Origin of the sequence: Streptomyces sp. NPDC001717, from assembly GCF_042892775.1 — a bacterium.
GTDB lineage: Bacteria > Actinomycetota > Actinomycetes > Streptomycetales > Streptomycetaceae > Streptomyces.
The window spans coordinates 19,801-32,924 of the sequence record NZ_JBIAUK010000048.1; the positions used below are offsets into that span (position 1 = coordinate 19,801).

At 74.7% G+C, this 13,124-nt stretch carries 9 protein-coding genes; 5 read left to right on the forward strand and 4 right to left on the reverse strand.

The annotated features are described in order from the left end of the window. Positions 1–11: 11 nt before the first annotated feature. Together ACFYZL_RS38635 and ACFYZL_RS38640 are read right to left on the reverse strand one after the other, a co-directional pair. Positions 12–1,700 carry a class I adenylate-forming enzyme family protein gene (locus tag ACFYZL_RS38635; protein WP_388685677.1) on the reverse strand — a complete coding sequence of 563 codons (1,689 nt, stop codon included), beginning with the start codon at positions 1,698–1,700 and terminating at the stop codon, positions 12–14. Beyond that, positions 1,697–3,481 carry a CoA transferase gene (locus ACFYZL_RS38640; RefSeq protein ID WP_388685680.1) on the reverse strand — a complete coding sequence of 595 codons (1,785 nt, stop codon included), beginning with the start codon at positions 3,479–3,481 and terminating at the stop codon, positions 1,697–1,699. Before ACFYZL_RS38640 ends, ACFYZL_RS38635 begins: the two co-directional genes overlap by 4 nt. 143 nt (positions 3,482–3,624) lie before the next feature. Here ACFYZL_RS38640 and ACFYZL_RS38645 point away from each other — a divergent pair, with 143 nt between their 5' ends. Beyond that, on the forward strand, positions 3,625–4,845 hold the full coding sequence (locus ACFYZL_RS38645) for an acyl-CoA dehydrogenase family protein (protein ID WP_388685683.1): 1,221 nt from the start codon (positions 3,625–3,627) through the stop codon (positions 4,843–4,845). Here the strand turns inward: ACFYZL_RS38645 and ACFYZL_RS38650 are convergent. Further along, complete coding sequence (locus ACFYZL_RS38650; RefSeq protein ID WP_388685686.1) at positions 4,842–5,936, reverse strand: sugar ABC transporter permease; 1,095 nt, start codon at positions 5,934–5,936, stop codon at positions 4,842–4,844. The genes ACFYZL_RS38645 and ACFYZL_RS38650 overlap by 4 nt on opposite strands. Next, the gene (locus tag ACFYZL_RS38655) at positions 5,933–7,156 is read right to left on the reverse strand and encodes a nitrate/nitrite transporter (protein WP_388685688.1); all 1,224 of its coding nucleotides are present in this window, start codon (positions 7,154–7,156) and stop codon (positions 5,933–5,935) included. Before ACFYZL_RS38655 ends, ACFYZL_RS38650 begins: the two co-directional genes overlap by 4 nt. Positions 7,157–7,369: 213 nt before the next feature. Here ACFYZL_RS38655 and ACFYZL_RS38660 point away from each other — a divergent pair, with 213 nt between their 5' ends. From ACFYZL_RS38660 to ACFYZL_RS38675, 4 genes are all read left to right on the forward strand, one after another. Next, a complete protein-coding gene (locus tag ACFYZL_RS38660; protein WP_388685691.1) occupies positions 7,370–8,050 on the forward strand; it encodes a hypothetical protein in 681 nt (226 codons plus the stop codon). Positions 8,051–8,197: 147 nt separating this feature from the next. Continuing rightward, the gene (locus tag ACFYZL_RS38665; RefSeq protein WP_388685694.1) at positions 8,198–8,896 is read left to right on the forward strand and encodes a sigma-70 family RNA polymerase sigma factor; all 699 of its coding nucleotides are present in this window, start codon (positions 8,198–8,200) and stop codon (positions 8,894–8,896) included. Positions 8,897–9,157: 261 nt separating this feature from the next. Next, positions 9,158–11,824, forward strand: a complete 2,667-nt coding sequence (locus ACFYZL_RS38670) for a SpoIIE family protein phosphatase (protein ID WP_388685730.1) — start codon at positions 9,158–9,160, stop codon at positions 11,822–11,824. 139 nt (positions 11,825–11,963) lie between these two features. Continuing rightward, positions 11,964–13,109 carry an ABC transporter substrate-binding protein gene (locus ACFYZL_RS38675; RefSeq protein WP_388685696.1) on the forward strand — a complete coding sequence of 382 codons (1,146 nt, stop codon included), beginning with the start codon at positions 11,964–11,966 and terminating at the stop codon, positions 13,107–13,109. Positions 13,110–13,124 lie beyond the last annotated feature (15 nt).

Consider the following 13,124-nt stretch of genomic DNA (forward strand, 5'->3'; position numbering starts at 1 on the left):
GGGCCCGTCGGTCATCCGGCCTCGGCGAGGGGCACCGTCCCGGGCAGTCCGTACGGTGCCTGCGGCAGGCCCCCGCCCAGACGTTTCCGAAGGGCGGTCCGATCCGGCTTGCCCGCCGCCGTCAGGGGTACCTCCCCCACCAGCAGGAGCCGTTCGGGGTGCTTGCGCCGCTCCAGGCCCCGCGCCGTCAGGTGAGCGCCGAGGGCGTCCAGGGTCGGGGGCTGCGGGCCCCGCGTCACCACGCAGGCCGCCAGCCGCTCCCCCATCAGGGGGTCGGGGACGCCCACGCAGACCACGTCGCGGACCTGCGGGTGCGAGCGGAGTTCACGTTCGACCTCGGCCGGGCTGATGTTGGCGCCGCCGCGGATCACGATGTCCTTCAGGCGGCCCACGACGTGCAGGACGCTGTCGGCGTCGAGGTAGCCGAGGTCTCCGGTGCGGACCCAGCCGTCGGGCGTGCGGTAGCGGGCGTCCAGATCGGGTGCGCCCACGTAGCACAGCGGGGTCATGGGGCCCCGGGAGATGATCTCCCCGATGTCGCCGTCGGGCAGCGGCTCGTGGGTCTCGGGGTCGGCGATGCGGATCTCGGCGACCCTGGGGTCGGGGTGGCCCGCGACGACGCCCGCCGCGTCGGTCGGGGGGACGGTATGGGCCAGTCCCGTGTGGCAGTTGACGCCGTCGGCGGAGCCGTAGAGGTTGACCACGGGGCACCCGAACGCCTTCGCGGCGGCGCCGGCGGTCGTCGCGTCGAGCGGAGCACCGCCCAGGACCAGCGCGGTGGGGGCGGGCAGCCGCTCGCCGGTCGCGTCGAGGCGTTCGATCATCATCCGGACCATGGTGGGCACGCCGAGGACGTGGGTGGGCTCGTGCTCGCGGATCGCCGCGATGGCGGCCTCGGGCGAGAAGTGGTCGAGCAGGACCAGGGTGCCGCCGTGCCGGGCGAGGGTGACGGCCGTCCCGTTGGAGCCGAAGGCCGAGGCCAGCGGTACGAGGAAGAGGCAGCGCGGGGGCGCCGCGTCGGGGATGAGGGAGGCGAGGAAGTTCCCCCTTCCGCCGGCCAGCGCGTTGTGCGAGTAGGCGATCATCTTCGGCTCGGCTTCCGAGCCCGAGGAGACGAGGATCCGGGCGGCGCTGTCCGGGTCCGGGCGGGCGGGGACGAAGCCGCCGGGGTCGCGGCGCACGAGCTGCGACCACGGGACCGTTCCTTCGGGGGCGGTACCGGGACCGACCGCGACGACGTGCCGGAGGGCGGGCAGGGCCCGGGAGAGCGTGCGCAGGCCGGCCGCGTGGCGGGACTCGCGGTGTTCGATCGCGGCGATGACGGCGACGGCTTCGGCCCGGCGGAGCAGGCACTCGGCCTCGATGGTGCCGCGGCCCACGGGGAAGGGCAGGGCGACGGCGCCGAGGGCGGCGAGTGCCAGATCGGCGATGACGGCGTTCCGGTCGCTCGGGAGCTGTACGCCGACCACGTCACCCTCGCGTATGCCGAGGTCTCTCAGACCGGTGGCCAGACATCGCACCTTGCGGTCCAGAGCGGTGTAGCAGAGTTTTCCCTTGGCATCCAGGACGGCCGTGCGGTGCAGGTCGGCGATCTGGCGGGCGCGGAAGAGGCTGTAGAGGTCGAGGTCGGGGCAGGTGCCGTCGACCACCCAGGAGCGTCGGAGTTCGGCGGGCAGCAGGTCGTGCAGTGCGACGGTCACGCGAAGCTCCAGGGGTCGGGAACGGCGGGGGCACCGTGCGCGTCGCGGCTGATCGAGCCGGCGAACCGCGGGTCGTGGTGCAGGTCGGCGAGGTCGGTGGTGACGGCGGTGGCGGTGAGGCCGTGAGCGGCCAGCCGGGCCAGGGCGTCGGCCGTGGAGAGGTCGCGCAGGTCGTGCGCGGCCGCGCCGACCGCGCTGCGGTCGGCGGGGGCGATCCAGCCGTCGGCCGTGGGCAGGGGGTGCCGGAAACCGGCGGGCCGCCGGGGGCTCTCCCCGCGTGCCACCCTCCGCAGGGCGGGGCCGGTCAGGGTGTCGGCGGCGCCGAGGAGCGAGGAGTCCACCCGGACGCCGCGGCCGGTGCGTTCGCGCAGCAGCAGTCCGGCGAGCACGGCCTCGCCGCCGTGCAGGCCGCCGAGTACGTCGAGCAGCGTCATCAACGAAGGTGCCGGGGGCTCGCCTTCGGGGCGCACGGCCTCGCCGACGCCGGTGCGGGCCTGCACCATGAAGTCGGTGCCCATGGGGGCGTCCTGGAGGCGGTCGGCCCAGCCGCTCGTGTACGCGTACACGAGGGTCGGGTTGACGGGGGCGAGGTCTTCGGCGTCGAGCCCGAGCTCGGCGGCCTTGCCGGGTGCCCAGTTGTGCAGGAAGACGTCCGCGTCCGCCGCCATCTCCCGCAGCCGGCGCCGGTCCGTCTCGGACTTGATGTCGATCTCGACGGCCTTCTTGCCCCGGTTGAGGGCGAGCCAGCGCGCCGAGATCCCGGAGCAGGCGGGCGGCATGCCGCGCAGCGGGTCGCCGCCCGGTGGCTCGATCCGGATGACCTCGGCTCCGAGCAGCCCGAGCAGGTGGGCGGCGAGCGGTGCCTGGATGCGGCGGCCCGCCTCCAGCACGGTGAGTCCGGCCAGCGGCCCGCGGGCAGCGGGGCCGGCCTGTCTGCGCGGGTTCCCTGAAGGGAGGCCGTCGGCCAGTGGCCGCAGCGACCAGGGTGCGGCGCCGTCGGCCTCCAGGGCGCGTTCGGCCAGGGTGCGCAGGACGCACACCTCGGCGCCGGAGGCCAGTGCGGCCCGCCGGATCCGCGGGAGGGGGTGTGAGCGGGTCACGGTGTGGAGGGCCCGGGGGATGGGCGCGCAGGCGGTGGCGTAGCGGAACTGGAACGGCCGCCACCCCGCGCGTATCGCGTCGGCCGGGGCCTCCAGGGCCATCCAGAACGCGGCCCACGCCCCCGGGTCCAGGGTCTCCAGCTCGAACAGCACTCCCTCGGCCGAGGTGAAGGGCGGTCCTCCCGGGGCGAGTTCGGCGGCTTCGCCCTCATCGGCGCCGGCCGCGGCGAGGTACTGGGACACGGCGAGCAGTCCGGCGCGGTCGGCGCCGACGGTGACGTGGGTGGGCTCGGCTCCGCGGGCCTGACCGACCAGGCCCGCGAGCAGTCCCTGGACGGTGAGGACGGCGGTCGCCGTCGCCGCGTAGTCGGCGGCCAGGCCGCGCGGGGCTCCGTCGCGCCGGCCGTGGACCGCCATCATGCCGGTGGCGGCCTGCACGGTCGCCTCGTCGACGAGGCCGCTGCCGGGGTTCGCCCAGCGGGCGGTCGCGCGGCCCGGCTCGAAGCCGCCTCCGGAGAGCGTGACGCGGCCCGACCGGTCGTCGTCGGCGAGGCCGTCGGCTCTCGCTCCGAGCAGCCGCAGGTGTGCGGTGACGACGTCGGTGATCTGCGGGGGCCCCGAGGTGCCGAAGCGCAGTGCGTCGAGCGGCCGGACCGTCTGCGTGGTTGCGGGGGACGCCATGCCTCTCCTCTCCCGGCGCGGCGGTGGCCGTCGCCCAGGTCGAACGGATCGCGGGAACTCCCAGGGGTGCGCACCCGACCAGTTCCTCGGACAGGGAGTCGGACAGCAGTTCCCACGGGTTCCCGGGAACGAGGAGGAACACGGTGACGTTTTCGGGCACGGCCCACGACGGGTCGACGCAACTCGCGCCACCTACAGGCGAGTTGAGGGAGAGGGTCGACGCGTTCGTCCGCACGAGGGTGTTCCCGTCCGAGTCGGTGCTGGACACCGGCGGACGGGATGCCGGCGCCGCCCTGACGGAGTTGCGGGCCGAGGCGCGCGCCGCCGGGCTGTGGGCCCTGCCGCTCCCCGCGGAGCTGGGCGGCGGCGGCCTGACCTTCCGTGAGTACGCGGCGCTCGCCGAGACCGAGGGCGCCAGCGATCACGGTCCCGCCGCGCTGGGTTCCGCACCGCTGCTCGACGTGACGATGCTGAACCGCCACGGCAGCCCCCGGGTGCGCGAGGAGTACCTGGAGCGGCTCGTCGCGGGCGAGCTGCGGGCCTGCTACGCCATGACCGAACCGGACGTGCCGGGTACCGACCCGCTCCTCACCGGCACCCGCGCCGAGGCCCGGCCCGACGGCGGTTGGCGGGTCAGCGGCCGCAAGTGGTTCACCTCCGGCGCGGCGGGCGCCGGTCTCGTCACCGTCATGGCGCGCACGGCCGGGGCGCCCGGCGACCGGGAGGGCCTCTCCCTGCTGCTCGTGCCGACCGACTCACCCGGATTCCGGGTCGTCCGCCGACTGCCCGTGCTGGGCGCTGCCGACCAGTACGAGATCGAGCTCGACCGGGTGTCCGTGCCCGCCGACCACCTCCTCGGCGCGGGCGGCGACGCACTGGACATCGCGGGCGAGCGGCTGGCGCTCGGCCGCACCCTGCGGTGCCTGCGCTGGCTCGGCCAGGCCCAGCGGGCCTTCGACCTCATGTGCGAACGCGCCGCCACGCGCGGCGGATCCCGCGGTCCCCTCGCCGGCCGGCAACTGGTCCAGCAGCACGTCTTCGACGCGCTGCTCGCGCTGCGCACCACCCGCCCCCTGGTCCACGAGGCCGTCGCCCTGATCGCGGCCGGAGCGGACGCCCGTACCGAAGTGGGTCTGGCCAAGGTGGCCGCCGCGCGGATGCTGCAGCAGGTCGCGGACTCCGCCATCCAGGTCCACGGGGCGGCCGGGCTCGGACCCGACACGGCGCTGCCCGCCCTGTTCCGCGTCGGACGGGCGGCCCGGATCCTCGACGGCCCGGACGAGCTGCACATCACCTCGGTGGCCCGCCGGGTGCTGCGCGGCTACGGGCGGGGCAACGGGACGGAGGGGACGGCCGAGCACTAGACGTGGGCGATGTCGACGAGGTCGTCGAGTGCGGCCAGGCCGAGGGCCAGGAAGAAGTCGCCCCAGATCAGTTCGTGGCGCACCGCCAGGTCCTTGGTCGCGTCGTAGCAGCCGTCCAGCAGCATGCCCGCCGGACGGTCCGGGCCAGGTCCCGTCAGGTGGGCCTCGGTCAGCCGGCGCAGGATGGCCACGGCCCGGGACGAACACACCGCGGCCCGGGGTCCCCGTGCCCGGGCGAGCTTGAGCAGGGCGACGGCGGTGATGGCGGCGGCCGAGGTGTCGACGGGCCCCAGCGGCCGGGACGCCTCGTTGGGCGGGACGAGCCGCCCGGTCAACACCTCCGCCCGCAGCAGCAGTTCTCGCGCCGCGAGGGCGAGCCGCTCCGGCCGGTGGCCGGCCACCTCGGGGTGGAGCAGTGCGTCGGCCACGGCCAGGAGCAGCCACGCCTCGCCGCGGCTCCAGCCGGGTGGCGGATCCTCGTGGGGGTGCCACCCCGTGGCCGGGTCGAACCGCCAGGCGGGCCGCGGCCGGCCGCCGTTCCCCGCTCCCTCGGCGCCGAGGCAGAGGTCCAGGTGGCGGTGGAGGTGGGCCGCCGCCACGGCCGGCCCCTCGGGTCCCGCCGCGGCCAGGAGGGGCACCAGCCCCGGTACGGCGTCCGCGCGGGCCAGGAGGCGGGGGCCGCCGAGGGCCGCGCCCCAGGGGACGACGCCCGCCTCGGGGTCGTAGGAGTCCAGACAGGCACGGGCCGCCCCCGCCCGGAGCGCGACCGCTTCGGCCGTGTCGGAGACCTGGGCCGTCGCGTACCAGAAGATCAGGCCCCGGGTGGCGGTGTCGGCACCGGCCCACGGCGCGAGCCGGGCCGTGCAGTCCACGGCGGCCCGCCGGTGCGCCCCGTCCCCGGTGCGGCGGGCGCGGAGCCACAGCAGTCCGGCCCAGAAGCCGCCGGTCCAGGACCCTCGGCCGGTGGTCTGCCACCGCCCGTCGACCGGGTCGGCGTACAGCGGAAAACGGATGCCGACCTCGGCCTCGGTCACCGTGACCCGGTCGATGACGGCGGTGAGCGCCCGGCCGGCCCATTCGTCGGAGGTCATGCCGCCTTCCCCGTCCCCACGCGCCGGTCCCGTACGGCCCAGAGGAACGCGACCGATGCCGCCGCCGCGAACTCGACCGCGACCAACAGCCATCCGGCCCCGTACCGCCCGCTCTGCGCGAGGAGGCCGAACAGCGGCGGGCCCACCGCGAATCCGGCGAAGAACCCCGCCGCGACGAGCGCCGAATCCTGTCCCGCCCGGCCCGGGGCCGAGCGCTGCATGACCAGCACCATCGAGACGGCGTTGCCGGAGACGGCGAACACTCCGACGGCGACGGCGCCGACCCACACGAGCGGACGCGCCGACAGCCCGCCCGCCAACAGGGCCGCGGCGCCCACGGCCCCGCCGGCCAGCAGGGCCGGCAGCCACTCGGCCCGGCCGGGTCGGGCGGCCTTCGACCACCCGACGCGGCCGAGGACGCCCGCCACGCCGAGGACGGCGACGAGGCCACCGGCCACGGTGGGGCCCATGCCCAGAGCGCGCACCCCGTACAGGGCGAGATACGTGTTGACGGAGGCGATCCCGGCTCCCAGGAACAGCGAGAAGCCCGCCAACCAGGCCACCATCCCCCGCGGTGCGAACGACGTGCGAACGGAAGGGGCCGGCCGGACGGACGGGTCGGCGGGCAGCGCACGCAGCGCCCACACCCCGGCGAGGAGTGCCGCCCCGGACGCCGTCCACACCGCGCCCCGCCAGCCGAGTCCGCCCGCGAGGGCGGCGAGCGGCAGTCCGGCCGCGAACGCGCCCAACTGCACGCCGGATTGCTTGAGGCCGGTCACCGCACCCCGCCGGGCCTGCGGGACCGCGGCCAGGATCGCCTTGTTGGTGGCGGGGTTGGCCAGGGCCTGGGGTACGCCGCCCAGCGCGACCGCGCCCAGGAGGAGGGTCGCCCCCGGAGCGGCACCGATGAGGGCGAGCGCGAGGGCGGAGACGACGAGCAGGAGCACCAGCGAGCGTCGGGGCCCGACGCGGTCGACCAGCCGGCCTCCGGCCGGGGAGAGAGCTGCGGCCGTCCCGAATCCGACGGTGGTCGTCAGCCCCAACACCGTCGGGGAGATCCCGAGTCCCTCGACGAGGCGCGGCCCCAGCGCACCGATCAGGAACAGTTGGAGCATCGAGAACGCCATGGCGCAGGTGAGCAGTGCGGTCAGGCGTCGAGTTTCCCGGGCCGGGCCGCCCGCCGCCGGAGCGGTCGCCGCCTGCGTCCTCCCTGTCGCCACAGAAATCTCCGTCCCCGATGTTGAACCTCACCACCGACCGGGAAGGCAGTCGGATGGACCGGCGCCGCAGTTCCCTCCTCCTTCTGTGCCCTGCGCCACAACCGGCTTGCGGACGTGTGGACTTCACGGGGTGACACACCCGCGGTCGAGAACTTGTCAGGAAGTGCGCACCCCCCTGCACAGCCCTGAAGGCCGATGCGAGGATGAACCGCCATGACGCCAGGCCACGGTTTACGAGCGGTACGGGCTGCGATGTTCGCAGCCGTCTGCGTGCTGCTCGCGTCCGTCGGCCACGTGCTCATGTCCGCTACGGCCGTGCCCTGGTGGGCGATGTCCGCGGGGTTCGTGGGGACGGCGACCGCGGCCTGGTGCCTCGCGAGCCGTGAACGCGGGCCGTGCACGGTGATCGCGGCCACGGTCGCGGTCCAGGCGGCGCTCCACTCCGGCTTTTCCCTGGCCCAGTCCGTCTTGCCGCCTTCCCCGCCGTCCGGCACGTCGTACGCCCACCACGGCATGCACGACATGGCCGGGATGGACGACATGGCCGGGATGCACGAGATGCCGGGCATGGCCGTCACGTCCCCGGTCGACATGTCCCCGGTCGACATGTCCCCGGTCGGCATGTCCCCGGTCGGCATGATCGCCGCGCACCTGTTGGCGGCTCTGCTCTGCGGCCTGTGGCTGGCCCACGGCGAACGGGGAGCCTTCCGCATCCTGCGCGCCGTCGCGGGCCGGCTCTGGACACCGCTTCGGCTGCTCTTCGGGCTCGCCCCGGCTCCCGTACGGCCGCGCGTCCGCGTACGCCGGCCGCGGCGCGCCCGCGCGCTCCCGCAGCTGTTCCTCGTCCACGCCATCACGTCGAGGGGCCCGCCGACGGGAACCGCTGTCCTGTGACAGCAGGTTCCCCGAGCGTGCGCTGACGGACCTTCTCCCTCCTGTCGCGCCTCGGGCATCGGCCATGCCCTCCGGCAGGCCGTACCCCCTTCACCGGTGCCGCGCCGTGCGCGGTGCCGGACACCTTGCCCCTAAGGACCCGTGGCGATGACTCCTGCCCTGTTTACCCAGCACCGTCCCGCCGGCGAAAGGCCGGCCCGGCACACCCCCGACTCCGATGCGGAGGTGACGCGACTGGCCCTCGCCGCCCGCGACGGGGACCCCGCGAAGGCCGACCGGTTCGTCCGCGCCCTGCACCGCGACGTCTGGCGGTACGTGGCGTACCTCAGCGCGGATCCCCAGGCGGCCGAAGACCTCACGCAGGACGTGTTCCTGCGGGCGCTCGCCGCGCTCCCCCGTTTCGAGGGCCGCTCCTCCGCCCGTACCTGGCTCCTGTCCATCGCCCGGCGCACCGTCGTCGACAGCGTGCGCCATGCCGCTGCCCGCCCCCGGTTGTCGGACCGGCACGACTGGCAGGCCGCCGCCGAGCAGAGCCAGCCGTACGGCCTTCCCGGTTTCGACGACGGCGTCGCCCTCGCGGAGCTCCTGGCGGCCGTGCCCGCCGAGCGTCGCGAGGCGTTCGTCCTCACCCAGCTCCTCGGCCTCCCGTACGCCGAGGCCGCCGTCGCCGTCGGCTGTCCCATCGGCACGGTCCGCTCCCGGGTGGCCCGCGCCCGCACCACGCTGATCGCCCTCCTGACGGACCCCGAAGCGGCCGCGACCCCGCCGAACCGACCGCCCCTCCATGACGCGGGACGCCTCTCCCCCGCGGTCCGCCCGGTCGCGCTCACACCGTCGTTGGTCTGATCACCCGCAGGCACACGAGGGAGGAGCCGGACCCGCACCGGAGGGACCGCCGCGCGCGCTGCCGACACGCCGCAGAGGTTGGAAAATGGACGGGTGAGCAACTACCTGGGAGGACTCAGGCGCCGGCTGCTCCGCTCGGCCGCGAGCCCTTCCGCCGCTCCCCGGCGCCCGGACACGGACGGCCAACGGGAGCGCGAGGAGCCCGCCCCTCCCGCCGGGGGAGGGGCGGGGCGGGCGCAGCGGCTGTCCTCCCTGCTGAGTGTGCGCAGCGTGGCCGGTGAGGTGTTCCTCCTCCAGCTGGCCCTCGTGGTCCTTCTGGTCGCCGCCGTGGTCGTGGTGCTCGTGGTCCAGGGCCGCAGCGCCGCCATGAACGACGCCCGGCACCGTACGCTCGCCGCCGCCGGGACGTTCGCGGAGTCCCCGGGGATCGTCGCCGCCCTGCGCAGCCCCCATCCCACCGCGCTGCTCCAGCCGAGCGCCGAGGCGGCCCGGAAGATCGCCGGGGTCGACGGCATCAACACGTACACGCTCAACGGGGTCACCATCACCCACAGCGACCCTCGGCAGCTCGGAAGGCACGTCGTCGGCCCGTTCTCCAAGGCGGCGGCCGGCAAGTCGTTCACCGAGACCTTCAAGGGGTCGCTGGGGCAGTCCGTGGTCTCGGTGGTCCCGGTCAAGGACGACCGGGGCGAGGTCATCGCCATCGTCTCCTCCCCCGTCACGGTCCAGAACGTCAAGGGCATGGTGAACCGGCAGCTGCCCGTCGTCCTCGGCGGCGCGGCCGTGGTGCTCGCGCTGTCCGCGGGCAGCACCGCCCTGGTCAGCCGGCGCCTGCTGCGGCGCACCCACGGCCTGGGGCCGGCCGAGATGACGCGGATGTACGAGCACCACGACGCGGTGCTGCACGCGGTCCGGGAGGGCGTGCTGATCGTCGGCGACGGCGGACGGCTGCTGCTCGCCAATGACGAGGCGCGGCGGCTGCTGGACCTGCCGGCGGACGCGGAGGGGCGTCCCGTGACGGGCCTGGGGCTGGAGGAGGGCATCGCCGAGCGGCTGGCGTCGGGCCGGGCGGCGACCGACGAGGTGCACATGGCGGCCGACCGGCTGCTGGCGGTGAACATCCGGCCCACGGCACCCTTCGGGTCGACGGGGACGGTCGTGACGCTGAGGGACACCACGGAGCTGCGGGCCCTGTCCGGCCGGGCCGAGGTGGCCCGGGAACGGCTGAACCTGCTCTACGCCGCGGGGGTGCAGGTGGGGACGACGCTGAACGTGGAGCGCACGGCGCAGGAACTGGCGGAGGTGGCGGTCCCGCGCTTCGCGGACGTGGTCACGATCGACCTGCTGGACCCGGTGCTGCGCGGCGAGGAGCCGCCCGAGGTGACCACCGAGATGCGCCGCACCGCCCGCGTCGGCCTGCGGGGCGACCACCCGCTCTACCCCGTCGGCCGGCTGATCCGGTTCGTGCCGTCGAGCCCGATGGCCGCAGGGCTGGCCGGGGGCCACGCGGTGCTGGAGGCGGACCTGCGCACCGCCCAGCGCTGGCGGGCCCAGGACCCGGACAACGCCCAGCGGCTCCTGGACCGCGGCATCCACTCGCTGATCGCCGTGCCCATGCGGGCCAGGGGGGTCGCGCTGGGGATGGCCGGGTACTGGCGGGCGCAGGACTCCCCGCCGTTCGACGAGGAGGACGTGTCCTTCGCCGAGGAGCTGACCGCCCGGGCCGCGCTGTCGGTCGACAACGCCCGCCGCTACACCCGCGAGCACACCGTGGCCGACACGCTGCAGCGCAGCCTGCTGCCCCGTGGCGTACCGGAGCAGACCGCCGTCGAGGTCGCGCACCGCTATCTGGCGGCCCAGGCCGGTGTGGGCGGCGACTGGTTCGACGTCATCCCACTGCCGGGCGCGCGGGTGGCGCTGGTGGTCGGGGACGTCGTCGGGCACGGTCTGCACGCCGCGGCCACCATGGGGCGCCTGCGGACCGCCGTGTACAACTTCTCGATGCTCGACCTCCCTCCGGACGAGCTCCTGAACCACCTGGACGAGCTGGTCGCCCACATCGACACGGACGAGCAGGAGTGGCAGGGGATCACCGGGGCCACCTGTCTGTGCGCCGTCTACGATCCCGTCTCGGGGCGGGTGTCGGCCGCGACCGCCGGTCATCCGGGGCCCGCCCTGGTGCTCCCGGACGGCACGGTGTCCTTCCCCGAGGTGCCGGTCTCGCCGCCGCTGGGTCTGGGCGCGGGTCTGCCCAGGGAGACCGCGGAGCTGACCCTGCCCGAGGGCTCCACGCTGGCGCTCTTCACCGACGGGCTGATCGAGGGCCGGGACCGTGATCCCGACGCGGGTCTGGCCGCTCTGCGCGCCGCCCTGTCCGGGCCCGCCCGCACCCCGGAGGAGGCCTGCACCGCAGTCATAGACGCGGTGCTGCCCACCCGGCCCACGGACGACATCGCGCTGCTGGTGGCCCGCACCCGGCTGATGGACCCCGCCCGGATCGCCGGGTGGGAGGTGCCCCCGGATCCCGCGGAGGTGTCGAAGGTGCGCAACGCCTGCGCCCGCCGCCTGTCGGAGTGGGGTCTGGACGACATCGCGTTCACCACGGAACTCATCCTCAGCGAGCTCCTGACCAACGCCATCCGCTACGGGACCGAGCCGATCCGGGTGCGGCTGCTGTACGACCGCCACCTGATCTGCGAGGTCTCCGACGGGTCCAGCACGTCCCCGCACGTACGCCGGGCCGAGGACACCGACGAGGGCGGCCGCGGGCTGTTCCTCGTGGCTCAGTTCGCCCAGCGCTGGGGCACCCGGTACACCCCGCGCGGCAAGATCATCTGGAGCGAGCAGGCCCTCCACGAGGGGGGCGCGCCGTCCGAGGAGGTCGGGGAGGAGGAGCTGCTGGCCGGGTGGGACGACGAGCCGCTCTGAGAACGCGCCGGCGGGGAGCCCGCCGCGGAGAACGACGGCGGGGAACGACGGCGGACACCGCCCGCTGGGACTGCGCCGCCGGGGCCGGTGAACGTACGCTGGATTCGACCGGTACGCGATCGCCCGCCATGGAGCCTTAGTGCCCGCACCTCGTCTCCGGACAGCAGTCGTCGCCGCCTCCCTGGCCTTCACGGCGGCGTCCCTCGGCGCCTGCGGAGAGGAATCCGTCTCTGCTCCCAGGGCGCCCGCGGTGGCCACCTCCGCCCCGGACGCCGGCGGCATCACGGCTCTGACCGCGGCGGCCAGGAAGGAGGGCGCGCTCAACACGATCGCGCTCCCGGCCGACTGGGCGAACTACGGCGCGCTCATCGACGGCTTCGAGAAGAAGTACGGGATCAAGGTCAAGGTGGAGAATCCGGAGGGCACCAGCCAGGACGAGATCAATGCCATGAAGGAGCACCGGAGCGGGGGCCTCGCCCCGGACGTGATCGACGTGGGGGACCCGTTCGCCCGGTCCGCGGCCCAGCAGGGACTGCTCGCCCCCTACAAGGTCGCCGCGTGGGACGAGATCCCGAAGGAGCAGAAGGACCCGAAGGCCCGCTGGAGCAACAACTACGGCGGATACGTCTCGATCGGCTGCGACGCCAAGCGCGTGAAGACCTGCCCTTCGACCTTCGACGACCTGCGCAAGCCCGAGTACAAGGGCAAGGTCGCCCTCAACGGCGACCCGACGAAGTCCGGATCCGCCTTCGCCGGCGTGTGGGCGGCGGCCCTCGCGAACGGGGGTTCCTTCGACGACATCCAGCCCGGCATCGACTTCTTCGCCGAGCTCGCCGGGAACGGCAACTTCATCCCGGTCGAATCGACCCCGGCCACGATCGAGAACGGCACGACCCCGATCAGCATCGACTGGGACTTCCTGAACCTCGGGTACGCCGACGAGTTCCGGGACAAGGGCGCGGACGTCGACTGGCGGACCGCCATCCCGTTCGACGGCAGCTTCGCCCAGTACTACGCCAGTGGAGTGAACAAGGACGCCCCGCACCCCGCGGCGGCGCGCCTGTGGGAGGAGTACGTCTTCAGCCCTGAGGGCCAGAACATCCGGCTCCGCGCCTACGCACGCCCCGTGCTCATGGACGCCATGAAGGAGGACGGCACCCTCGACAAGGCCGCCGCGGAGAACCTGCCGACGGTGGAGGGCACGCCGGCGTTCCCGACGGAGGCACAGCGGGACAAGGCGAGGGAGACCGTCAACCGGAACTGGGCCGAGGCCGTCACGCGCTGAGGGCTCGCGTCCGGA

What these genes read in the sequence shown, in the direction of transcription:
- ACFYZL_RS38640 (WP_388685680.1), bottom strand. Translation starts at nt 3,481, where the DNA reads ATGGCGTCCCCCGCAACCACGCAGACGGTCCGGCCGCTCGACGCACTG.
- ACFYZL_RS38665 (WP_388685694.1), top strand. Translation starts at nt 8,198, where the DNA reads ATGACTCCTGCCCTGTTTACCCAGCACCGTCCCGCCGGCGAAAGGCCG.
- ACFYZL_RS38660 (WP_388685691.1), top strand. Translation starts at nt 7,370, where the DNA reads ATGACGCCAGGCCACGGTTTACGAGCGGTACGGGCTGCGATGTTCGCA.
- ACFYZL_RS38650 (WP_388685686.1), bottom strand. Translation starts at nt 5,936, where the DNA reads ATGACCTCCGACGAATGGGCCGGCCGGGCGCTCACCGCCGTCATCGAC.